Raw genomic sequence first — 20,981 nt, forward strand, 5'->3', positions numbered from 1 at the left:
GCCGACGATAGCGTTCTAGAGACTGCTATCGCCGGCAAGCCGGGCTCCTGCACGATTCGGGGGTCAGAACAGGAAATACCGCTGCGCCATCGGCAACACGTCCGCCGGCTCGCACCACAGCAACACCCCATCGGCCTTGACCTGGTAGGTCTGCGGGTCCACCTCGATATCCGGCAGGTAATCGTTGTGGATCAGGTCGGTTTTCTGCACGTCGCGACAGCCCTTCACAACCCCAATCTGTTTCTTCAGGCCCAGCGCTTCCGGCAGGCCTGCGTCCATCGCTGCCTGGCTGATAAAGGTCAGGCTGGTGGCGTGCAACGAGCTGCCAAAACTGGCGAACATCGGGCGGTAGTGCACCGGTTGCGGGGTCGGGATCGAGGCGTTGGCGTCGCCCATCAGGCTGGAGGCAATCGCACCACCCTTGAGGATCAGGGTCGGCTTGATGCCGAAGAACGCCGGGCGCCACAGCACCAGGTCAGCCCATTTGCCGACTTCGATGGAGCCGACGATATGGCTGATGCCATGGGTGATCGCCGGGTTGATGGTGTATTTGGCGATGTAGCGCTTGGCGCGGAAGTTATCGTTGCCCGGACCGTCGCCGGGCAGGGCGCCGCGCTGTTTTTTCATCTTGTCGGCGGTCTGCCAGGTGCGCGTGATCACTTCGCCGACACGGCCCATGGCCTGGCTGTCGGAGCTGATCATCGAGAAGGCGCCGAGGTCGTGCAGGATGTCTTCGGCGGCGATGGTTTCGCGGCGGATGCGGCTTTCGGCGAAGGCCACGTCTTCGGCAATGCTCGGGTCCAGGTGATGGCAGACCATCAACATGTCCAGGTGTTCGTCGATGGTATTGCGCGTGAACGGCCGCGTCGGGTTGGTGGAACTGGGCAGCACGTTGGCAAAGCCGCAGGCCTTGATGATGTCCGGCGCATGGCCGCCACCGGCACCTTCGGTGTGATAGGTGTGGATGGTGCGGCCCTTCAGCGCGGCCAGGGTGGTTTCGACGAAGCCCGACTCGTTGAGGGTGTCGCTGTGGATCGCCACTTGCACGTCGTACTGGTCGGCGACGCTCAGGCAGTTGTCGATGCTGGCGGGCGTGGTGCCCCAGTCTTCATGCAGCTTCAAGCCGATGGCGCCGGCCTTGACCTGTTCGATCAGCGGCTCCGGCAGGCTGGCGTTGCCCTTGCCGGTCAAGCCGATGTTCATCGGGAACGAGTCGCTGGCCTGCAGCATGCGCGCCAGGTGCCACGGGCCCGAAGTGCAGGTGGTGGCGTTGGTGCCGGTGGCCGGGCCGGTGCCGCCACCGATCATGGTGGTGACGCCGCTGGTCAGCGCTTCTTCGATCTGCTGCGGGCAGATGAAATGCACATGGGAGTCGATGCCGCCGGCAGTGAGGATCATGCCTTCGCCAGCGATCACTTCGGTGCTGGCGCCGATGGCCATGGTCACACCGGGTTGGATATCCGGGTTGCCGGCCTTGCCGATGGCATGGATGCGGCCATTCTTGAGGCCCACATCGGCCTTGACGATGCCCCAGTGGTCGATGATCAGCGCGTTGGTGATCAGGGTATCGACGACCTCGTGGGCGAGCAGTTGGCTCTGGCCCTGGCCATCGCGGATCACCTTGCCGCCGCCGAATTTCACTTCTTCGCCGTAGACGGTGAAGTCCTGCTCCACTTCGACGAACAGCTCGGTGTCGGCCAGGCGGACCTTGTCGCCGACGGTGGGGCCGTACATGTCGGCGTAGGCTTGTCTGGAAATCTTCATGTGATTGCCTTGGGAATTAAGTGAATGTGGGATCGCGCGCTCGCTTTCGCCGGCTTCCCGGCGATGGGGCCTAGAGGTCGCCCATGATCCGCCCGGCAAAACCAAATACCCGGCGTCCGCCGCTCAAATCGACCAGTTCGATTTCACGGCTTTGCCCAGGCTCGAACCGCACCGCCGTGCCCGCTGGAATATTCAAGCGCATGCCGCGACTCAATGCGCGGTCGAAGGTCAGTGCGTCGTTGGTCTCGAAAAAGTGGTAATGCGAACCCACCTGGATCGGGCGGTCGCCGCTGTTGGCCACGCTCAGGGTGATGGTGCGGCGGCCGACATTGAGTTCGATCTCGCCAGGCTGGATCTGATATTCGCCAGGAATCATGCAGGTTGCCCCAAGGTCTTGAAGTAGATGGCGGTCGGGGTGTAGCGCCCGTCCGGGCTTTGGCAGTAGTCGGGCAGTTCGCCGATCTTGGTGTAGCGCAGCGACTGGTAGAAGGCCTCGGCGCCCGAGCCGGCTTCGGTGTCCAGGTACAACAGGCCGCGCTTGTGCTGGCGCGCGGCGAGTTCCAGTGTGTTCATCAACTGTTGGCCCAGGCCATGGCGTCGCGCGCTGCTGTGCACCAGCAGTTTTTGCACCTCGGCGCGGTTCAGGCCGTTGGCTTTCAGGCACAGCGCCAATTGCACGCTGGCGATCACCTGTTCGTCGCGCACCACCACCCACAGCAGCAGGCTGGTGTCTTCGATGCTGGCGCGCACGCCTTGCAAATAGTCGCGGGCCTGGGCTTCATCGAAGTCGGCCATGAAACCCACCGACGCGCCGTGCTTGACCGCGTCGAGCAACAGCTCGACCAAGCCCTGGCGGTAGTGGGCAAAACTTTCAGCATTGACTCGACGCAGTTGGGTCGCGCTCATCGATCTCACTCCTTGGGCGGTTGCGCGCCCGGATTCAATGTCAGTTGCATAAAGGTCAGGTCCAGCCAGCGGCCGAACTTGATGCCCACCTGGGGCATCTGCCCGGTGGTGATGAAGCCCAGGCGTTCATGCAGGCGGATCGAGGCCTGGTTGCCGCTTTCGATGGCGGCGACCATCACGTGTTTGCCACAGGTACGCGCGCGTTCGATCAGTGCTTGCATCAGCAGGGGGCCAAGGCCTTTGCCACGCTGGTCGTTGCGCACATACACCGAGTGTTCGACGCTGTAGCGAAAGCCTTCGAAGGGACGCCAGTCACCGAACGAGGCGTAGCCGATCACTTCATCATTTTCCACCGCGACCAGGATCGGATAGGCCTGGGCCTGGCGCGAACTGAACCAGGCCTGGCGGTTGCCGAGGTCCACCGGTTGTTCGTTCCAGATCGCCGTGGTGTTGAGCACCGCGTCGTTGTAGATATCGCGAATCGCCGGCAGATCGGCGTGCACGGCGTCACGCAGGGAGATGGACATGCTCGGTCCCTCAAGCAATCGGTTGGTGGACGGTGACCAGCTTGGTGCCGTCCGGGAACGTGGCTTCCACCTGGATATCCGGGATCATTTCCGGGATGCCTTCCATCACTTGCTCACGGCTCAGCAGGGTGGTGCCGTAGTGCATCAGGTCGGCCACGGTGCGGCCATCGCGGGCGCCTTCCATCAGGGCGGCGGAAATATAGGCGATGGTTTCCGGGTAATTGAGCTTCACCCCGCGCGCCAGGCGGCGCTCGGCCACCAGGCCGGCGGTAAAGATCAGCAGCTTGTCTTTTTCCCGTGGGGTCAGATCCATGGTTCAAGGTCCTTCAAAACGTCATTCATAAAAACACCGTAGATCCCTGTGGACGCTGGCTTGCCAGCGATGGCGGACTATCCGGCGAAACCTTCGTGACTGAGTCACCGCGATCGCCGGCAAGCCGGCTCCTGCAGTGCGAATCTTCATGTGCTCCAGATTCTCGGTGAAACGGCTTCACGGCCCAGCACCGCCGGGCGTAAGAGTTTCCATAAATCAATCAACCAGCCCCGCGCCAACAGCGCTTCACTGGCCAGGCAGCGAGCGACCAGCAAACCGGGCAGTTGGGTCAGGTCGCCGCGCACGGCGTGGGGCAGGGCGCGGCACTGTTCGAGTAATTGCGGTTCGATCTCGGCGGTCAGCAACAGCGTGGCGAACACCGGTTGGCCGTCGAGGCCGATGGGCGAGTCGAGCAAACCGTCGGCGCCCACAATGCGCTGGCGCTCATGCCAGAGCAACTGGCCGTCGCGGCGGATATCCAGGTGCGATTGGAAGTGGCCGAGGTCGAAACGCTCACCGCTGGCCGGGCGACCGAGGGCAATGACGTCCCAGTAGAACAGCCGCGCATCGCCGTGCAGCTGGATGCGCGTGGTGAGCTCGGCCTGGGCGGCGCTGAACACGATGGTTTCCTGGGGCAGCCACTCCAGGGTCGCGCCGGCTTCCACGGTCAAGTCCAGTTGCTGAAACGCCGGGCCGCTGGCGCGGTACCACTTGGCCGCGCCGGGGCTGGTCAATTGGGCCCAGGCGCCTGTGCCGACATGCGCGCTGATGTCCAGGCGATCACCACCGGCAATTCCGCCGGGCGGGTGCACGATGATGTGCTGGCACACCTCGGGACCTTCGGCATACAGGTGCTTCTGCACCCGCAGCGGGCCGAGGTGGCGGCGCATTACCGGGCGCGTGGTATCGCCGAAACGTGCGTAGCCGAGTTCCAGCTCGGCGTGCCAGCTGGGGGTGAACAGGGCGGGGGAGACGGGCAGGTTCATGGTTGAGTGCTTATCATCAGGACGCTACAGATTAGATGGTAACCAGGCCGCGTACACCTTCACGCTCCATATTTTCGCCACGGCCCTGCTGGACGATTTCACCCCGCGACATCACCAGGTACTGGTCGGCCAGCTCGGCGGCAAAGTCGTAGAACTGCTCTACCAGCAGGATGGCCATGTCGCCGCGTGCGGCAAGTTTCTTGATCACTGCACCGATCTCCTTGATCACCGACGGCTGGATGCCTTCGGTGGGTTCATCGAGGATCAGCAGGCGCGGACGGCTGGCCAGGGCGCGGCCAATCGCCAACTGTTGCTGCTGGCCGCCGGACAGGTCACCGCCGCGCCGGTGCTTCATTTGCAGCAACACCGGGAACAGTTCGTAGATAAAGGCCGGCACTTCCTTGGCCTCTGCACCGGGAAACCGCGACAAGCCCATCAGCAGGTTTTCTTCCACCGTCAGCCGCCCGAAAATCTCCCGACCCTGCGGCACGTAGGCGATCCCGGCGTGCACACGCTGGTGCGGCTTGAACCCGGTGATGGGTTTGCCTTCCCAATTCACCGCGCCCTCCTTGGCCGGCAGCAGGCCCATCAGGCACTTGAGCAAGGTGGTCTTGCCCACGCCGTTACGGCCGAGCAGGCAGGTGACCTCGCCGATCTTCACATCAAAGGAGAGACCGCGCAGGATGTGGCTACCGCCGTAATACTGATGCAGCTTGTCGACTTGCAGCATGTTCAAAATCTCCTCAAATCGTGCAGGTGCCTGGCATGCAGGAGCCTGGCTTCTGTGGTGAGCAGGCTTGCCCTGCGTTGGGCTGCGCAGCAGCCCTAAACCCAGACAACGCGGTGTGCCTGGCGTAACGCGGCGCTCTTATTGGGGCTGCTTCGCAGCCCAACGCAGGGCAAGCCTGCTCACCACAAAGGTGTTGGTGTGCATACCGCCGTAGTACGGGTGCAGCTTGTCGACGTGCAGCATGTTCAAAACTCCTCAAATCGTGCAAATGCCTGGCGGGCATGTACCTGGTGCGCAGGTACCTGACGTGCAGTTACCTGGCGCTCAGGTGCCTGGCTTCTGTGGTGAGCAGGCTTGCCCTGCGTTGGGCTGCGCAGCAGCCCTAAAACCAGACAACGCGGTGTGCCTGGCGAAACGCGGCGCTCTTATTGGGGCCGCTTCGCAACCCAACGCAGGGCAAGCCTGCTCACCACAACAGTGTGTCTGCCGCCGATTTTTCAGCGGCCCAGGTACACCTCGATCACCCGTTCATTTTCCTGCACTTGTTCCAGCGATCCTTCCGCCAGCACGCTGCCCTGGTGCAACACGGTCACGTGGTCGGCAATCGAACCGACGAAGCCCATGTCGTGCTCCACCACCATCAACGAGTGCTTGCCCGCCAGGCGTTTGAACAGTTCGGCGGTGAATTCAGTTTCGGCGTCGGTCATACCCGCCACCGGTTCGTCGAGCAGCAACAGCTGCGGGTCCTGCATCAGCAGCATGCCGATTTCCAGGAACTGCTTTTGCCCGTGGGACAGCAAACCCGCCGGGCGATCCAGTGACGCGGTCAGGCGAATAGTGTCGAGCACTTCATCGATACGGTCTTTCTGCTCGCCACTCAGGCGCGCGCGCAGGCTGGCCCATACCGACTTGTCGGTCTTCTGCGCCAGCTCGAGATTTTCAAACACGCTGAGGGCTTCGAACACCGTGGGTTTCTGGAACTTGCGGCCAATGCCGGCCTGGGCGATCTGAACTTCGCTCATGCTGGTCAGGTCCAGGGTCTCGCCGAACCAGGCCTTGCCATGGCTGGGGCGGGTCTTGCCGGTGATCACGTCCATCAACGTGGTCTTGCCGGCGCCGTTGGGGCCGATGATGCAGCGCAATTCACCGACACCGATGTACAGGTTCAAGGCGTTGAGGGCCTTGAAACCGTCGAAGCTGACGCTGATGTCTTCCAGGGTCAGGATCGTGCCGTGGCGGGTGTTCAGGCCGGTGCCGGCGGCCTGGCCGAGGCCGATGGCATCGCGGCCGCTGCCCGCATCGAGAATAGGTTCGAGCATGACGTTCCTCATTTTTTCAGCAGCCCGATCACGCCCTTGGGCAGGTACAGGGTGACGATGATGAACAGCGCGCCGAGGAAGAACAGCCAGTATTCCGGGAAGGCCACGGTGAACCAGCTCTTCATGCCATTGACCACGCCGGCGCCGAGCAACGGCCCGATCAGCGTGCCGCGCCCGCCCAGGGCCACCCACACGGCGGCTTCGATGGAGTTGGTCGGCGACATTTCGCTGGGGTTGATGATGCCCACTTGCGGCACATACAACGCCCCGGCCAAACCGCACAACACCGCGCTCAGCACCCACACGAACAGCTTGAAGCCGCGCGGGTCGTAGCCGCAGAACATCAGGCGGTTCTCGGCGTCACGCAGGGCGGTCAGTACCCGGCCGAACTTGCTGCGTGCCAGCCGCCAGCCGATGAACAGGCTCGCCACCAGCAGCAGGACCGTGGCCACGAACAACACCGCGCGCGTGCCCGGTTCGGTGATGCCGAAACCGAGAATGCTGCGAAAATTGGTGAAGCCATTGTTGCCGCCAAAGCCCGTCTCGTTGCGAAAGAACAACAGCATCCCGGCGAAGGTCAGGGCCTGGGTCATGATCGAGAAATACACGCCCTTGATCCGCGAGCGGAAGGCGAAGAAACCGAACACCAGCGCCAGCACGCCCGGCGCCAGCACCACCAGGCACAGGGCCCACAGGAAGTGCTCGGTGCCAACCCAATACCAGGGCAGTTCGGTCCATGACAGGAAGGTCATGAACGCCGGCAACTCATCGCCGCTGGCCTGGCGCATCAGGTACATGCCCATCGCATAACCGCCGAGGGCGAAGAACAGGCCGTGGCCGAGCGAGAGCATTCCCGCGTAGCCCCACACCAGGTCCAGCGCGAGCGCGACGATGGCATAGCAGAGGATCTTGCCGACCAGTGTCAGGGTGTAGGCGGACACATGCAGCGCACTGTCCGGCGGCAACAACGACAGCAGCGGCAGCGCGAGCAGTACCACAAGGATCAACGCGCCCACTGCAATCGTGACGGTGGGGCCGGCCTTTTGCGTGGCCGTGAGCATCAATGGCTGGTTCATCAGTCGATCACCCGTCCTTTCAGTGCGAAGAGTCCCTGCGGGCGTTTCTGGATAAACAGAATGATCAGCGCGAGGATCAGGATCTTGCCGAGCACGGCACCGATCTGCGGTTCGAGAATCTTGTTGGCGATCCCCAGGCCGAAGGCCGCCATCACGCTACCGGCCAACTGGCCGACACCGCCGAGCACCACCACCAGGAACGAATCGATGATGTAGCTCTGGCCCAAGTCGGGGCCGACGTTGCCGATCTGGCTCAGCGCCACGCCGCCCAGGCCGGCGATGCCGGAGCCGAGGCCAAACGCGAGCATGTCAACGCGCCCGGTGGGCACGCCACAGCAGGCAGCCATGTTGCGGTTCTGGGTGACGGCGCGCACGTTGAGGCCCAGGCGCGTCTTGTTCAGCAGCAGCCAGGTCAGCACCACCACAAACAGCGCGAAGGCGATGATCACGATGCGGTTGTACGGCAGCACCAGGTTGGGCAGCACCTGGATCCCGCCGGACAGCCACGCGGGATTGGAGACTTCGACGTTCTGCGCGCCAAACACCAGGCGCACCAACTGGATCAGCATCAGGCTGATGCCCCAAGTGGCGAGCAGGGTTTCCAGCGGCCGGCCGTACAGATGGCGAATCACCGTACGCTCCAGCGCCATGCCGATCGCGGCGGTGACGAAGAACGCCACCGGCAAGGCGATCAACGGGTAGAACTCGATGGCCGCGGGCACGTAGCGCTGCATCAGTAACTGCACCACATAGGTCGAGTAGGCGCCGAGCATCAGCATCTCGCCGTGGGCCATGTTGATCACACCGAGCAGGCCGAACGTGATCGCCAGGCCCAGGGCCGCGAGGAGCAGGATCGACCCCAGGGACATGCCGCTGAAGGCCTGGCCGAGGATCTCGCCGAGCATCAGTTTGCGTTTGACCTGGGCCAGGCTGGTTTTGGCAGCGGTGTGCACGGCGGCGTCGGTTTCCACGCCCGGCGCCAGCAGTGCTTCGAGGCGGGTGCGCGCCAGCGGATCGCCGGTGCTGCCGAGCAGACGCACCGCAGCGAGGCGCACCAGCGGGTCGGTGTCGACCAGTTGCAGGTTGGCCAGCGCCAGGCTGAGGGCGGTGTGCACGTCCTCGTTGGTCTCGGCGGCGACCTGCTGGTCGAGGAATTTGAGCTGTGCAGGCACAGCGGTTTTTTGCAGGGTTTGTGCTGCGGCCAGGCGCACCTTGGGGTCGGCGGCGAGCAGTTGCTGGCTGGCTTGCACGTTGTCGATCAAACCGCGCAGGCGGTTGTTCAGGCGTACGGTCCTGGTTTCACCGTTGACCGTGAGTTGGCCTTGTTGCAGCGCGTCGACCAGTTCGATGCGGGCTGGATTTGGCTGGGCAGCCCAGTCCTGCAGCAGCTTGGCTTGCTGCGTCGGGTTGGCGGCCAGGAAGTCTTCGGCATCGCCTGCGTGTGCGGCCAGCGGCAGCAACAGCAGGGCGGCGAGGATGAAGCGGTAAAGGGCAGTGGGCATACCAAAATGTCCTGATCATGCGCGGACAGTGTGGGAACGGGCTTGCTCGCGAATGCGCAGTGTCAGTCGACGCATCCGGAGCTGATCCAGCGCTTTCGCGAGCAAGCCCGCTCCCACATTTAGACCGAGTCGGGCTTAGTTGCTCTTGACGGCGTAATCCGGCTTTTTGTCATTGCCAGGAATGTACGGGCTCCACGGTTGCGCGCGGATCGGCTCCTGGGTCTGCCAGACCACCGAGAACTGCCCGTCCGCCTGGATCTCGCCGATCATCACCGGCTTGTGCAGGTGGTGATTGGTCTTGTCCATGGTCAGGGTGAAGCCCGACGGCGCGGCGAAGGTCTGGCCGGCCAGCGCTTCACGCACTTTGTCGACATCGGTGGACTTGGCTTTCTCGACAGCCTGCGCCCACATATGGATGCCCACGTAGGTGGCTTCCATCGGGTCGTTGGTCACGGCTTTGTCCGCGCCCGGCAGGTTGTGTTTCTTGGCGTAGGCCTTCCAGTCGGCGACGAATTTGGTGTTCACCGGGTTCTCCACCGACTGGAAGTAGTTCCAGGCCGCGAGGTTGCCCACCAGCGGCTTGGTGTCGATGCCGCGCAGCTCTTCTTCACCCACCGAGAACGCCACCACCGGTACGTCGGTGGCCTTCAGGCCCTGGTTGGCCAGCTCTTTGTAGAACGGCACGTTGGAGTCGCCATTCACGGTGGAGATCACCGCCGTCTTGCCGCCGGCGGAGAACTTCTTGATGTTGGCGACGATGGTCTGGTAGTCGGCGTGGCCGAACGGGGTGTAGACCTCTTCGATGTCTTTGTCCGCTACACCTTTGGAATGCAGGAATGAGCGCAGGATCTTGTTGGTGGTGCGTGGGTACACGTAGTCGGTGCCGAGCAGGAAGAAACGCTTGGCGCTGCCGCCTTCTTCGCTCATCAGGTATTCCACCGCCGGGATCGCTTGCTGGTTCGGCGCTGCACCGGTGTAGAACACGTTGGGCGACATCTCCTCACCCTCGTATTGCACCGGGTAGAACAGCAGGCCATTGAGCTCTTCGAACACCGGCAACACCGATTTACGCGACACCGAGGTCCAGCAGCCGAACACCACGGCGACCTTGTCCTGGGTCAGCAACTGGCGGCCTTTCTCGGCGAACAGCGGCCAGTTGGAGGCGGGGTCGACGACCACCGGCTCGAGCATCTTGCCATTCACCCCGCCCTTGGCGTTGATCTCGTCGATGGTCATCAGCGCCATGTCCTTGAGCGACGTTTCGGAGATGGCCATGGTCCCGGACAGCGAATGCAGGATGCCGACCTTGATGGTCTCGGCGGCCTGCACGGTCCAGGTCAGGCCCATGGCGGCAATGGATGCCGACAGGGTGAAAGCCTTGATCAAGCTGCGACGCTTCATGGTGCGATCTCCGTAAACGTTGGATTTTTTCTGAGGGCCAGATATGAACGTTAAAACGGTACTAGCAAAGGCTGTGCCCGATGACGCACCGCCCGGTTTTGCGGGGGCATACCTGCAGCTGGAGGGTTGTGCGCACCAAAAACGAGCGACCAGGCGGTGGCGGTGCAGGTGATGCGCCTAAAGAGTGCCGGGAGGCAAAGGCGCCTTGATAACCAAGCGGCGCCCCTCGCGGTGAGTTGCAGGCCGCTGTCGCGACAGGGCTGCGTCTTGAGCCCTAGCGCTTGCGCATCAGGCCTATAAAGAACAGCCCGCCGATCGCCGCCGTGGCAATGCCGATCGGCAGGTCTTGCGGGGCGATCAGGGTGCGCGCGGTCACATCCACCCACACCAGGAACAAGCTGCCCAGCAACGCGCAGACCGGCAGCAACCGGCGGTGCTCGGCGCCTACCAGGCGCCGGGCGATGTGCGGCACCATCAGCCCGACAAAACCGATGGAGCCGCTCACCGACACCAGCACGCCGGTCATCAATGAGGCGATCAGGAACACCCGCAGGCGCACGTTGCGGGCGTTCAGGCCAAGGGTCACGGCGGTCTGTTCGCCGGCCATCAGCGCATTCAGCGGCCGCGCCATGCCCACCAGCAGCATCAGCCCCAGCACCACCACGGCGGCAGGCACCATCAGCAGTTCCCAGCGCGCCAGGCCGAGGCCGCCGAGCATCCAGAACATCACCGCCGACGCGGCGCGATGGTCGCCCATGAACAGCAGCAGGTTGGCCGTCGCCATCATCACGAACGACACCGCCACACCGCACAGCAACAGGCGATCACTCTCCAGCCGGCCATTGCGACTCGCCACGGCCAGCACCACCAGCATGCTCACCAACGCACCGATAAATGCGGCGATGGGCAGGGTCAGCAGGCCGATGATTTCGCCGACATGCAGCACCACGATCACCGCGCCGAGCGTAGCGCCGGAGGTGACGCCCAGCAGGTGCGGATCCGCCAGCGGGTTGCGGGTGACGGCCTGCAATACCGCGCCGATCAACGCCAGGCCGGCGCCCACCAGCGCCCCGAGCAACATGCGCGGCACCCGGATCAGCCAGACGATGTGCTCCTGCCCGACCGGCCAGTTGACCTCGCCGAGTCCGAAGGCCTTGTACAACAAGACGCGCCACACCACGTCCACCGGCACCCGCGCCGGGCCGAAACCCAGGGAGAGCACGCAGGACACCAGCAACACCGCCCCGAGGGTGGCGAGCAGCAAGGCGTAGCGACGGGTGATCATTCGCCGTGGAACCCCTTGGCCAGGGTTTCGACGGCCAGCACGTTATCGATGCCGGGCGTGGCCTGCACGTAAGGGATCACGATAAAACGCTGGTTCTTGATCGCATCCACCGCCTGCAGTGCCGGGTTATTGAGCAGGAAGGCCTGCTTCTGGTCGGCGCTGACTTCGCTGTAGTCGACGATCACGATGACCTGCGGGTTGCGCTCGACCACGGTCTCCCAGTTGATGCGCGTCCAGCTGGCGTCGACGTCGTCGAGGATATTGCGCCCGCCGGCGGCCTCGATCAGTGCCTGGGGCATGCCCAGGCGGCCGGAGGTCATGGCGCGGTCTTCACCGCTGTCATAGAGGAACACGCGGGGTGTGTCGGCGGGCAGGTCCTTGCGCACCTCGGCGACCTGCGCCTGCATCTGGGCGATCAGGGCGTTGGCGCGGTCCTGCACGTCGAAGATCTTGCCCAGGTTGCGCAGGTCATTGTAAGTGTCGTCCAGGGTCGCGGCCGGGCGCTTCATGACAAAAGCGCACGACTCGGTCAGCTCATACACGTTGATGCCCAAGGGCTGCAGGGTTTGCGGCGTGAGGTCGCCGCCCACGCGCATGCCGTAGTCCCAGCCGGCGAAGAAGAAATCCACATTGGCGTTGAGCAGGGTTTCCACCGAAGGATACTTGCTAGCCAGCTCCGGCAGGCCATCGAGGGTCTGGGCCATTTGCGCGCTGACTGACTTCCATCCTGTCACACCGCTGTAGCCGGCCATGCGTGGCTTGAGGCCCAGGGCGAGCATCATCTGGGTCATGTTGATGTCGTGGCTCACCGCATGCTGCGGCGCTTCCTGGAAGGTCACGTCGCGGTTGCAACTCTTGATGGTCACCGGGTAATGGGTCGCTTCGGCGAACGCTTGAGCCGTGCCGAACAGCAGGGCGAGAGACAGCAGGGAGCGCAGGATCATGGTTGAGTTATCCAGGTGATTCGGGGGTAGCCGGACAAGGGATGGGTGTCGATCAGCGCCTCGACGCCGAACACGTCGCGCAGCAACTCGGCGGTGAGTACTTGGTGGGGCGTGCCACTGGCGACAATGCGCCCGTGGTCGATCACATAGAGGCGGTCGCAAAAGGCGGCGGCCAGGTTCAGGTCGTGGATGCTGGCCAGGGTGCCGATGTTCAGGCGTTTGACCAGCCTTAAAAGCTCAAGCTGGTAGCGCGGGTCGAGGTGGTTGGTCGGCTCGTCGAGGATCAACAGTTGCGGTTGCTGGGCCAGTGCACGGGCCAGGATGACGCGCTGTTTTTCACCGCCCGACAGCGTGCCGAACGCGTGGTCGTCAAAGCCCTGCATGCCCACCGACGCCAGCGCCTGTTGCACCAGTTGCTGGTCCTGTGGCGTGTCGCTGTCAAACAAACCCTTATGGGGTGTGCGGCCCATGGCGACCACTTCATCCACGCGCAGGCCGAAGGCATCCGGAAACTCCTGCAACACCACGGCAATACGTTGCGCGCACCACTTGGCGCTTTGCTTCCACACGTTCCGATGGTCGAGCCGCACTTCACCGTGTTCCGGTTGGGTGAACCGGTAGGCGCAGCGCAACAGGCTGGTCTTGCCGCTGCCGTTGGGCCCGATCAGCCCGACAAATTCCCCCGCACCGACCTGCAGGCTGGCGTCACGCAGTTGGAACCGGTGATGGCAGCGGTCGTGACCCGGTGGGGTCCAGCCAAGCTGGGCGAGGGTGAGTGAAGTCATCGTTACTCTCTGGATCAACACAATTGAACGGTGGGGGCTGGCTTGCCTGCTATAGCAGGTTGCCTGGTCCAGATGCACTGCCTGAACCGCCGCCATCGCAGGCAAGCCAGCTCCCACATGGGGTTCCGCTAAAAGGTGTAGTCCGCCGTGACGAAGAACGAGCGCGGTTCACCGAGGATCCACTGTTGGCCGTCGTTGTACTGGCTGACGGCGTAGGTACGGTCGAACAGGTTGTTCAACTGCAGGCCCAGGGTGGTGTTGCGCAGTGCTTTCCACGAGACGCTGGCGTCGACCACGGTGTAGCTCGGCAACTCGTTCTGGTTGGCCATGTCGGCATACCGCGCATCGACATAACGCACACCGGCGCCGGCGCGGATATCGTCGGTCACGGCCTTGCTCAGCCACAGGTTGGCGGTGCGGCGCGGTACGTCCACCGGGCGGTTGCCGTCGCGCGATACCTGTACGCCGTCGACGTCCTGTTTGAAGTCGTCGTACTGCGCCCGCACGAAGGCGGCATTGGCTTGCAGTTGCCAAGCGTTCGGCAGTTGCAGGTCGAGGCTGGCTTCCAGGCCATTGGACGATTGCTGGCCGACTTGCTGCTTTTGGTCCGGGTCGCCCGGCACGTCGGTGAGCAGTTTTTTCTTGACGATATGGTAGGCGGCCAGCGTCCATTCACCGCGTTGGTCCCAGAAGGTTTGCTTGATGCCGATCTCGCTTTGCTTGGCCGTCGACAGGTCGAACTGCTGCTGGCTCTTGCTCAGGGAAATCAAGCCGCCGACGCCGTCGGTGCTGGTGGCGTACTGGCCGTAGACCGACGTGTCCGGGGTGATCGCATACACCAGGCCGGCCTTCCAATTGTTGCCGGTGAGAGTCTTGTCGTTCTGGCTGCCGTCGCGCAAATCATCGCGATCAATGTGCGCGTAGTCACGGCGGATGCCGGTGATCAGCGACAGTTGATCGGTGAGTTGCAGGCGGTTTTCAGCGAAGCCGGCGACGGTCTTGGTGGTCGTGGCGAACACCGGTTTGAACGGGGAGTTACTGGCGAACTGTCCAGGCGCCGGGTGGTTCACGTCGATAGGTTGGCCACCGTTGAAGGTGTCTTCAAACGGGGTGTTGCTGGCCAGGCGGAAGCGGATGCGGTTGTACTCCACGCCGGTCACGGTCTGGCTGTCGAGGCCGAACAGGGTGTGCTTGAAGGTGAAGGTCTGGCGATCACCGACCTGTTCCTGGTTGTGCTTGATGCCGAAGTTGCCGCTGCGGGTGAGTTGGCCGTCGGTGAAATTGTAGTTCTCGGCGTTCTGCCAGCGACGCTGGTTCTTCAGGTAGTACAGCTCGTTGGTGGCGCTGACATGGTCGTTGATCTGCCACTCGCTGGTCAGGCGCGTCCACTGGTCGTTGTAGTGCTGGATGTCGTTGCTGACGTTGTAGTTCTTGTCGCGCAGGCCCTTGTGCAATTGGCCGTTGATCAGCGGGGTGCCGAAGTAGTTTTGCGGGCGCTGGTCGCCGTAGTCGCTGGCCAGGGTAAAGCTCAGGTTGTCTGCCGCCTGCCAGCGCAGCGCACCGCTGATGAAGTCGCTGCTGGAGTCGCCACGGTCGATGAAACCGTTGCTGCGCAGGCGATTGAGGTTCAAGCGATAGCTCAGGGTGTCGGTCAGCGAGCCGCCGCTGTCCAGGGCTTCCTGCTGGCGATCGTAGGAGCCGTAGCCGAGGCGGATATGGTTTTCGATCTCGCCGCTGAAGGGTTTTTTCGGCACGGTGTTGACCACCGCACCGGTGGCACCTTCGCCGTACAGCACCGAAGCCGGGCCGCGCAAAACGTCCACGCGCTCCACCGACCAGGTGTCCACCGGGAAGGTCGAGGTCCCCATGCCCATGTACATGCGGTTGCCGTCATACAGCTGCATCACCGAACCCTGGCCGGTAAAGCCACGGGCCGAGAGCGACGTGCCGCCGTCGCCCGGCGAGCCGGTGCGGCTGATGCCGGTGGCGCGGGAAATCGCGTCCTGCACGCTGGCGTCGCCGCGTTCGCGGATCTGCGTGCCGGTCTGGCTCTCGACGCTGCCCGGGGTTTGCAGGGCCGTGAGGTTCAGGCGTGAGCCGGCGGTGGTCGGTGTGTTCAGGTCGACGCGTTCGTCATCCACCGCAGGCGCGGTGACGGGGCTGGCGGGCAGGGTCAGGGCCTGGGCGCTGGTGTGCAGGGCGAGCAGGCACAGGCCGGACGCAAGGTACTTGTTCATCAGACGGAAAATCGCTTCTTCGAGGCGGTGCTCGCCGTAGGGGACGGCGAGCTGGGGTATGCAGCAAGTGTTATAAGTTAACACTTTCTGCGTCGTGGGCGAAAGCCCGCGTAAGACTACATAACGCCTCTAAGTGGGGCATCTCGCCTAATTCATGCCGAACCTGAGGCGGATTCATGTGGGGCGAACAGCCGCGACAGCACCAGGCGATCCAGCACCCACACGGCGATCAGCGACGCGCCCACCAACGGGAAAACAATTGCCAGCCCGAGCATGATGACCATCGCGGTTTTCCACTTCGGCAGGTCATGGCGTAACGGCGGAACCCCCAGGCCGCCCGCAGGCCTGCGCTTCCACCAGATCACCACGCCGCTCACGGCGCTGAGCAGGATCATCAGGCAGATCAGCAGGACCACCACCTGGTTGACCCAGCCGAACATCTTGCCTTCGTGCAGCATCACCCCGGTTTCGGTGGCCCTCGCCACGCCGTTGTAGTGGTCCCAGCGCACATCGGCCAGGACCTTGCCGGTGTACTGGTCCACATGCAGGGTGGCGTCGTTGCGCGGGTCGTTGGCGAATACCGCGACGGTGAACACACCCTCGGCGGTAGTAGGAAAAGTAATGCTGTAGCCGGGCTCGACCTGGCGCGCATTGGCGAGGTCGACCACCTGTTGCAGGCGCAGGGTCGGCGCGGCAGGGCCTGAGTGCTGGCCGGCGTGATTCATGTGTTCGGCATGGTCGCCGGACATCGGCATCGGCGTGTTTTCCATGGCCCAGGGCACGGTCTGCTGGCTGGCGGTGTTGAGCACCCGCGCCTGCTGGTCGGACTGCGGCACGTTGTTCCACATGGCTGCCGGGAACGTGTTCCACAGGTCGGCGTATTGCTTGCCCCAGAAGCCGGTCCAGGTCATGCCGCTGAGCAGCATCACCAGCAAAAACGCCGCGCCCCAGAAGCCCGCGACTGCATGCAGGTCACGCCAGAACACGCGGCCACGGCTATTGAAACGCGGCCACAGCACCCCGGCCGATGACTTGCCACGCGGCCACCACAGGTACAGGCCCGACACCACCAGCATCACGCCCCAGCCGGCAGCGAGTTCCACCAGGCGATCACCGACGGTGCCGATCATCAACTCGCCATGCAGCGCGCGGGCGATGGCTTGCAGGTTGTTTTTTGCATCTTGTTCGCCGAGCACGGTGCCGCGATAGGGATCGACGAACACCGTGACTTCACGCCCACCGTCGTGCATCACGAATTGTGCGCTGCTGGTGGCGTCGGCCGGGGGCAGGTACTTGCTGATCTTGCCCTGGGGGAAAGCGGCCTGGGCGCGTTGCAGTTGCTCGTCTGCGCTCAACGCGTGCTCGGCGCTCTGGACCTTGAGCAGGTCGCCGTACATCAGCGGGTCGAGCTGGGGTTTGAACAGGTAAATAATGCCGGTCAGCGCCAGCAACACCATGAATGGGGCGACAAACAGGCCGGCGTAGAAATGCCAGCGCCAGGCCAGGTTGTAGAAGGATATCTTTTGAATGGTCATCAGGTGCTCCGCACAGGCTCGTTATTTATTGGGTGTAAACGCAGGACCTGCAGGCGCCGGCAAGCCGGCTCCTGCAGGGTGTGCGTCAGAAGCTCATGTCCACCTTGGTCCAGAGCGTGCGCCCCGGTTCCTTGATGGCTTGCGGGTCGTTGGCGGGGTAGCCGAAGCCGGCGTTGCCCGCCAAGTTCAGATGCTCGGCGTAGGCCTTGCCAAACAGGTTGTCGACGCCGGTACTGACCTTGAAGTTTTTATTGATGCGGTACGCGGCGTTCAGCGAGAACACGCCGAAACCTGCGCTCTTGTCGAAGTCCTTGCCGACCACATTGCCCTTGTTCCGGTCGATGCGGTTCTGCGCCGCAACCACGCGCCACAGGGCACCGGCGCTCCAGTCATCCTCGCTGTAAGTGAGGCCCAGGCGCGCATCCAGGGGCGGCATTTGCGGCAGGGCCTTGCCGTCGCTGCTGTTCTTGCCCCAGGCGTAGGCCAGGGTCGCGTCGGCCTTCCACTGGCGAGTCAGCTTGTAGGCCGCGCCGAGTTCACCGCCCATGATCCGCGCGTCCACATTGCGTGCCTGGGAGGTGGTGCCCATCATTCCTGGCTGGTAGTCGAACAAGATGAAATCGCGGACCTGGCCGATGTATCCCGAGGCCCAGGCTTCGAGGTCGGCGGTTTTGTATTGGGCGCCGACGTCGAGTTGGGTGGTCTTCTCCGGCTTTATGCTGTCGAAGGCGTTGACTGAACCGGCCGGGCCGTTGTCCGGGGAAAACAGTTCCCAGTAATCGGCAAAGCGCTCGGCATGGCCCAGGCCTGCGTAGACGGTGGTCGGGCTGTCTGCCAGGTCGTGTTCAAAGCGCACGAAACCTGACGGCAAAGTGTCGGCGCGGGATTTGTCGGCGGTCGGGTTGGGGCTGGGCATCATGCCCGCATCGAGGGTTTGCCGGAAATCCTTGGCTGAGGCGCGGTCCAGGCGCGCCCCGGTGATCAGGCGGTCGCGGTCGGCGGCGTACCAGGTCAGTTCGCCGAATGCGCCGTAGTTGTGGAAGTTGGCGTCCTTGACCTTGGGCAAATCCTTGTAGGTATCGATACCCATGCTGCTGCGCTGGCGATGCTCGTTGGTCTGCGCATCCAGGCCGCCGATCAGTTGCACATCGGCCCAGCGCCAGGTGGCCTTGACCCGCGCACCGAGGGTGCGGCGGTCGACGTTGGCGGCCATGGGCCCGGCCATCATCCCGGTGCCCGAGGGCACGCGCAGGCTGTAGTTGTCCATCACATGGTCGGCGTAGTTGTAGTAGACCTGGGCCTCGACCTTATCCAGCACGGCGCCGATGTTGGACTTCTCGAAGCGCAGCCCCAGGCTTTCGCGCAGGAATTGCGAACCGTCCATGCCGCGTCCGGCGTAGCGCGCTTCGCCATCGCCGCGGCCGGCGGTGAGTTCCAGCAGGGTGTCGGCGTCTGGGGTGAAGCCGACCGCGACGTCGCCATTCCATTTGTCGTAGCGCGAGGCGACGGTGTCGTGATTGCCGTCCTTGTAGTCGTCGGCATGCGCCTGGTTGCCGATCACCCGCACATAGCCGAGGGGCCCGCCGGCCGCCGCATCAATGACTTTGTCGAAGCGCCCGTTGGAGCCGGCCAGCACACTCGCGTTGAGGCGTGTACCGAGTGCGCCGAACTGCTCCGGCTCGCGCTCGAACAACACGGTGCCGGCCGATGCGCCGGGGCCCCACAGCACGGTTTGCGGGCCCTTGATCACGGTGAGCTTGTCGTAGGTTTCCGGCGAAATGTAGGAGGTCGGCGCATCCATCCGACCCGGGCAGGCGCCGAGCATCATGCTGCCGTTGGTGAGGATATTCAGGCGCGAGCCGAACATGCCGCGCAGCACCGGGTCGCCATTGGTGCCGCCGTTGCGCACCAGGGCGAAGCCGGGGATGGTCTTGAGGTAGTCGCCGCCGTCGCTGGCGGGCACTGGCTGGCGCGGGTCCTTGGGGTTGGTGACCACGGTCAGCGGCGAGCTGGGGGCAATCGCGGTAATCACGGTGGGGCTCAGTTCATGCTCGTCGGCCTGGGCCTGTGGCGCCAGGAGTGCGCCGCATAAAACGGCGAGCACAGGGGTACATCCCATACGGGTGTCAGCAGAAAACCTGGACATGACAAATTCCATCAATCAATCGTAAACAACACGGCCAGCAGCCTGCGGCTGTCTGTCTAAAGTCGGCCGGGGTGAAGTAACGGTGCTCGGTGCCTACGAGACGATGGGCGGCGCGCGGCTGCGGGCGCCGGGGAAGATGCTCTGCCGGGCATGACCCAGGCGTGGGGTGGGGGTGAGGGCGTTGGCCGGCGGTGGGTTACCGAGGCTGAGGTAGGACACGCTGCCCGGCAGCGCGGGGCAACTGAACAGCAGGCTGCAATAGCCGCATTTTTCCCAGAGGACGTGGTGTTCGTCGGCGGTTTTTTTCGGTTGCGGCTCGCCATGGCAGCTCGGCATGTCCATGGACATTTCCATGGACATGCCGACGTGATGGTCCATCGGCATCGCCTGGGAAATCAGCGGACCGATAAAGATCATCAGCATGGCGAACAGGCTGATCCAACTGCCCCGCATCACGCGGTGGCGGGGGGACAACCTGGCGCGAGGGGCGCCCATCGAGTGTCTGCCTACTGGGCGTGCTTATGCTCGTTGGGGGCCGTCGGCGGCACTTTTTGCACCGACACTTCGACTTCGACCTTGCCGGCTTTTTCGAAGGTCAGGGTCAGCGGGAACTGTTTGCCATCGGCCAGCAGGCTGCGGTCCTTGAGGCCCAGCAGCATCACGTGATACGCCATCGGCGCGAAGGTCAGGTCGCCCTTGGCCGGCACCGCGACGCTGGTCACTTGCTGCATCTTCATCAAGTCGCCCTGCATCACGTGCTCGTGCAACTCGGCTTTTTCCGCCACGGGCGTGTCGACGCTGAGCAGGCGGTCCGGTGTCTCGCCGGTGTTATGAATCACGAAATACGCCGCGACGGTCGGCGCATTCGGCGGCAACTCCTGGGACCAGGGATCGCTGACCAACAGGTCGCCGGCCTTGTAGTCATCGGCATTGGCAGCAACGCACACCGGCAGCAACAAAGCAGCCAGAAGCAGGGAAGATTTGAGCATGGCAGTTCTCCAGAACGGTTCTAAACGCAGTTCACTTGCGAAGAAAATCAGACCGTCGGAGAGGCGCGGGGGTTGAGGCTTGGCCATTGCTGGCGCGGGGTAGGGTTACGCAATACCGGCGGCGGCAGGCTCTGCACCGCCTCGAACCGCGTGACATACAACTGCGGCACATGCCCCGGCAACGCCACCCACGGCGCCGAGCCCGAGCAACACCAGCAATGCTGCATGGTGGAGTGATCGTCCTGCTGCGGCGCTGGAATCTCCAGCTTGCCCAGGGCAATCGTCTTCAGGCTGGCGCCGTTGGACGAACAGAAACTGCCCCACAGCAACTGCTGCACCGGGTCCTGGGATTGTTGCATGGCACTGGCCATCGGCATGGCAAAGGCATTGAACAGCACTGCAAGGCAGGCGATCCAGGCAATTGCAAAGCGTTGACGGGCCATGGCGGACAATCCGTAGGGTTAAACGATCAGGGGGGTATTTAGCCTGATCGGGGGGGATAAGTAAAAAGGGGCGGTGTGGTTTGGTGTCGCAGT

Annotated in this window: 20 protein-coding genes; all 20 read right to left on the reverse strand. The window is 63.5% G+C overall.

Annotated elements, in window-relative coordinates; genetic code table 11:
* Positions 1-63 precede the first annotated feature (63 nt).
* Positions 64-1,764 (reverse strand): urease subunit alpha, encoded by a 1,701-nt coding sequence (gene ureC, locus QMX97_RS13105; protein WP_106805298.1) that lies wholly within the window; start codon positions 1,762-1,764, stop codon positions 64-66.
* 70 nt (positions 1,765-1,834) lie between these two features.
* Positions 1,835-2,140 carry an urease subunit beta gene (locus tag QMX97_RS13110; protein WP_213550418.1) on the reverse strand — a complete coding sequence of 102 codons (306 nt, stop codon included), beginning with the start codon at positions 2,138-2,140 and terminating at the stop codon, positions 1,835-1,837.
* Complete coding sequence (locus QMX97_RS13115) at positions 2,137-2,670, reverse strand: GNAT family N-acetyltransferase (protein ID WP_106805297.1); 534 nt, start codon at positions 2,668-2,670, stop codon at positions 2,137-2,139. Before QMX97_RS13115 ends, QMX97_RS13110 begins: the two co-directional genes overlap by 4 nt.
* Before the next feature lie 5 nt (positions 2,671-2,675).
* Positions 2,676-3,197 carry a GNAT family N-acetyltransferase gene (locus QMX97_RS13120; RefSeq protein WP_201143438.1) on the reverse strand — a complete coding sequence of 174 codons (522 nt, stop codon included), beginning with the start codon at positions 3,195-3,197 and terminating at the stop codon, positions 2,676-2,678.
* A 10-nt stretch (positions 3,198-3,207) separates the two neighbouring features.
* Entirely contained in the window at positions 3,208-3,510 is a 303-nt protein-coding gene (gene ureA / locus QMX97_RS13125) for an urease subunit gamma (protein WP_003171437.1), read from the reverse strand.
* Positions 3,511-3,656: 146 nt separating this feature from the next.
* Positions 3,657-4,496, reverse strand: a complete 840-nt coding sequence (locus QMX97_RS13130) for an urease accessory protein UreD (protein WP_106805296.1) — start codon at positions 4,494-4,496, stop codon at positions 3,657-3,659.
* A gap of 31 nt (positions 4,497-4,527) precedes the next feature.
* Positions 4,528-5,226 (reverse strand): urea ABC transporter ATP-binding subunit UrtE, encoded by a 699-nt coding sequence (gene urtE / locus QMX97_RS13135; RefSeq protein ID WP_065900233.1) that lies wholly within the window; start codon positions 5,224-5,226, stop codon positions 4,528-4,530.
* Positions 5,227-5,723: 497 nt separating this feature from the next.
* A complete protein-coding gene (gene urtD, locus QMX97_RS13140) occupies positions 5,724-6,557 on the reverse strand; it encodes an urea ABC transporter ATP-binding protein UrtD (RefSeq protein ID WP_162946058.1) in 834 nt (277 codons plus the stop codon).
* Entirely contained in the window at positions 6,554-7,621 is a 1,068-nt protein-coding gene (gene urtC, locus QMX97_RS13145; RefSeq protein WP_065900235.1) for an urea ABC transporter permease subunit UrtC, read from the reverse strand. Before urtC ends, urtD begins: the two co-directional genes overlap by 4 nt.
* Positions 7,621-9,123: an urea ABC transporter permease subunit UrtB gene (urtB, locus tag QMX97_RS13150; protein WP_282397043.1), complete on the reverse strand. Its 1,503-nt coding sequence runs from the start codon at positions 9,121-9,123 to the stop codon at positions 7,621-7,623. The genes urtC and urtB overlap by 1 nt, the downstream gene beginning before the upstream one ends.
* A gap of 135 nt (positions 9,124-9,258) precedes the next feature.
* Complete coding sequence (gene urtA, locus QMX97_RS13155) at positions 9,259-10,524, reverse strand: urea ABC transporter substrate-binding protein (RefSeq protein ID WP_065900237.1); 1,266 nt, start codon at positions 10,522-10,524, stop codon at positions 9,259-9,261.
* A 274-nt stretch (positions 10,525-10,798) separates the two neighbouring features.
* Positions 10,799-11,809: an iron ABC transporter permease gene (locus QMX97_RS13160; protein WP_282397044.1), complete on the reverse strand. Its 1,011-nt coding sequence runs from the start codon at positions 11,807-11,809 to the stop codon at positions 10,799-10,801.
* Positions 11,806-12,753 carry an ABC transporter substrate-binding protein gene (locus tag QMX97_RS13165; protein ID WP_201143440.1) on the reverse strand — a complete coding sequence of 316 codons (948 nt, stop codon included), beginning with the start codon at positions 12,751-12,753 and terminating at the stop codon, positions 11,806-11,808. Before QMX97_RS13165 ends, QMX97_RS13160 begins: the two co-directional genes overlap by 4 nt.
* The gene (locus QMX97_RS13170) at positions 12,750-13,538 is read right to left on the reverse strand and encodes an ABC transporter ATP-binding protein (RefSeq protein WP_065900242.1); all 789 of its coding nucleotides are present in this window, start codon (positions 13,536-13,538) and stop codon (positions 12,750-12,752) included. The genes QMX97_RS13165 and QMX97_RS13170 overlap by 4 nt, the downstream gene beginning before the upstream one ends.
* A 128-nt stretch (positions 13,539-13,666) precedes the next feature.
* On the reverse strand, positions 13,667-15,775 hold the full coding sequence (locus QMX97_RS13175) for a TonB-dependent receptor (RefSeq protein WP_282397045.1): 2,109 nt from the start codon (positions 15,773-15,775) through the stop codon (positions 13,667-13,669).
* 152 nt (positions 15,776-15,927) lie between these two features.
* On the reverse strand, positions 15,928-17,310 hold the full coding sequence (locus QMX97_RS13180; protein ID WP_282397046.1) for a PepSY domain-containing protein: 1,383 nt from the start codon (positions 17,308-17,310) through the stop codon (positions 15,928-15,930).
* An 85-nt stretch (positions 17,311-17,395) separates the two neighbouring features.
* On the reverse strand, positions 17,396-19,456 hold the full coding sequence (locus QMX97_RS13185) for a TonB-dependent copper receptor (RefSeq protein ID WP_065900248.1): 2,061 nt from the start codon (positions 19,454-19,456) through the stop codon (positions 17,396-17,398).
* Between the two features lie 93 nt (positions 19,457-19,549).
* Positions 19,550-19,951, reverse strand: coding sequence for a DUF2946 domain-containing protein (locus tag QMX97_RS13190; RefSeq protein WP_162946059.1), 402 nt, complete (start codon positions 19,949-19,951; stop codon positions 19,550-19,552).
* A gap of 11 nt (positions 19,952-19,962) precedes the next feature.
* Entirely contained in the window at positions 19,963-20,445 is a 483-nt protein-coding gene (locus QMX97_RS13195; protein WP_106805286.1) for a copper chaperone PCu(A)C, read from the reverse strand.
* A 47-nt stretch (positions 20,446-20,492) separates the two neighbouring features.
* Positions 20,493-20,888, reverse strand: a complete 396-nt coding sequence (locus QMX97_RS13200; protein ID WP_065900253.1) for a DUF2946 domain-containing protein — start codon at positions 20,886-20,888, stop codon at positions 20,493-20,495.
* Between the last annotated feature and the right edge of the window lie 93 nt (positions 20,889-20,981).

Origin of the sequence: Pseudomonas sp. PS01298 (assembly GCF_029959745.1) — a bacterium.
Taxonomy (GTDB): domain Bacteria; phylum Pseudomonadota; class Gammaproteobacteria; order Pseudomonadales; family Pseudomonadaceae; genus Aquipseudomonas; species Aquipseudomonas aylmerensis.

Coding starts and splice junctions, on each gene's coding strand:
- QMX97_RS13200 (WP_065900253.1), bottom strand. CDS start 20,888: ATGGCCCGTCAACGCTTTGCAATTGCCTGGATCGCCTGCCTTGCAGTG.
- QMX97_RS13115 (WP_106805297.1), bottom strand. CDS start 2,670: ATGAGCGCGACCCAACTGCGTCGAGTCAATGCTGAAAGTTTTGCCCAC.
- QMX97_RS13195 (WP_106805286.1), bottom strand. CDS start 20,445: ATGCTCAAATCTTCCCTGCTTCTGGCTGCTTTGTTGCTGCCGGTGTGC.
- urtD (WP_162946058.1), bottom strand. CDS start 6,557: ATGAGGAACGTCATGCTCGAACCTATTCTCGATGCGGGCAGCGGCCGC.
- QMX97_RS13185 (WP_065900248.1), bottom strand. CDS start 19,456: ATGTCCAGGTTTTCTGCTGACACCCGTATGGGATGTACCCCTGTGCTC.
- ureA (WP_003171437.1), bottom strand. CDS start 3,510: ATGGATCTGACCCCACGGGAAAAAGACAAGCTGCTGATCTTTACCGCC.
- QMX97_RS13130 (WP_106805296.1), bottom strand. CDS start 4,496: ATGAACCTGCCCGTCTCCCCCGCCCTGTTCACCCCCAGCTGGCACGCC.
- QMX97_RS13165 (WP_201143440.1), bottom strand. CDS start 12,753: ATGATCCTGCGCTCCCTGCTGTCTCTCGCCCTGCTGTTCGGCACGGCT.
- urtE (WP_065900233.1), bottom strand. CDS start 5,226: ATGCTGCAAGTCGACAAGCTGCATCAGTATTACGGCGGTAGCCACATC.
- urtB (WP_282397043.1), bottom strand. CDS start 9,123: ATGCCCACTGCCCTTTACCGCTTCATCCTCGCCGCCCTGCTGTTGCTG.
- urtA (WP_065900237.1), bottom strand. CDS start 10,524: ATGAAGCGTCGCAGCTTGATCAAGGCTTTCACCCTGTCGGCATCCATT.
- QMX97_RS13160 (WP_282397044.1), bottom strand. CDS start 11,809: ATGATCACCCGTCGCTACGCCTTGCTGCTCGCCACCCTCGGGGCGGTG.
- QMX97_RS13120 (WP_201143438.1), bottom strand. CDS start 3,197: ATGTCCATCTCCCTGCGTGACGCCGTGCACGCCGATCTGCCGGCGATT.
- urtC (WP_065900235.1), bottom strand. CDS start 7,621: ATGAACCAGCCATTGATGCTCACGGCCACGCAAAAGGCCGGCCCCACC.
- QMX97_RS13190 (WP_162946059.1), bottom strand. CDS start 19,951: ATGGGCGCCCCTCGCGCCAGGTTGTCCCCCCGCCACCGCGTGATGCGG.
- QMX97_RS13180 (WP_282397046.1), bottom strand. CDS start 17,310: ATGACCATTCAAAAGATATCCTTCTACAACCTGGCCTGGCGCTGGCAT.
- ureC (WP_106805298.1), bottom strand. CDS start 1,764: ATGAAGATTTCCAGACAAGCCTACGCCGACATGTACGGCCCCACCGTC.
- QMX97_RS13175 (WP_282397045.1), bottom strand. CDS start 15,775: ATGAACAAGTACCTTGCGTCCGGCCTGTGCCTGCTCGCCCTGCACACC.
- QMX97_RS13170 (WP_065900242.1), bottom strand. CDS start 13,538: ATGACTTCACTCACCCTCGCCCAGCTTGGCTGGACCCCACCGGGTCAC.
- QMX97_RS13110 (WP_213550418.1), bottom strand. CDS start 2,140: ATGATTCCTGGCGAATATCAGATCCAGCCTGGCGAGATCGAACTCAAT.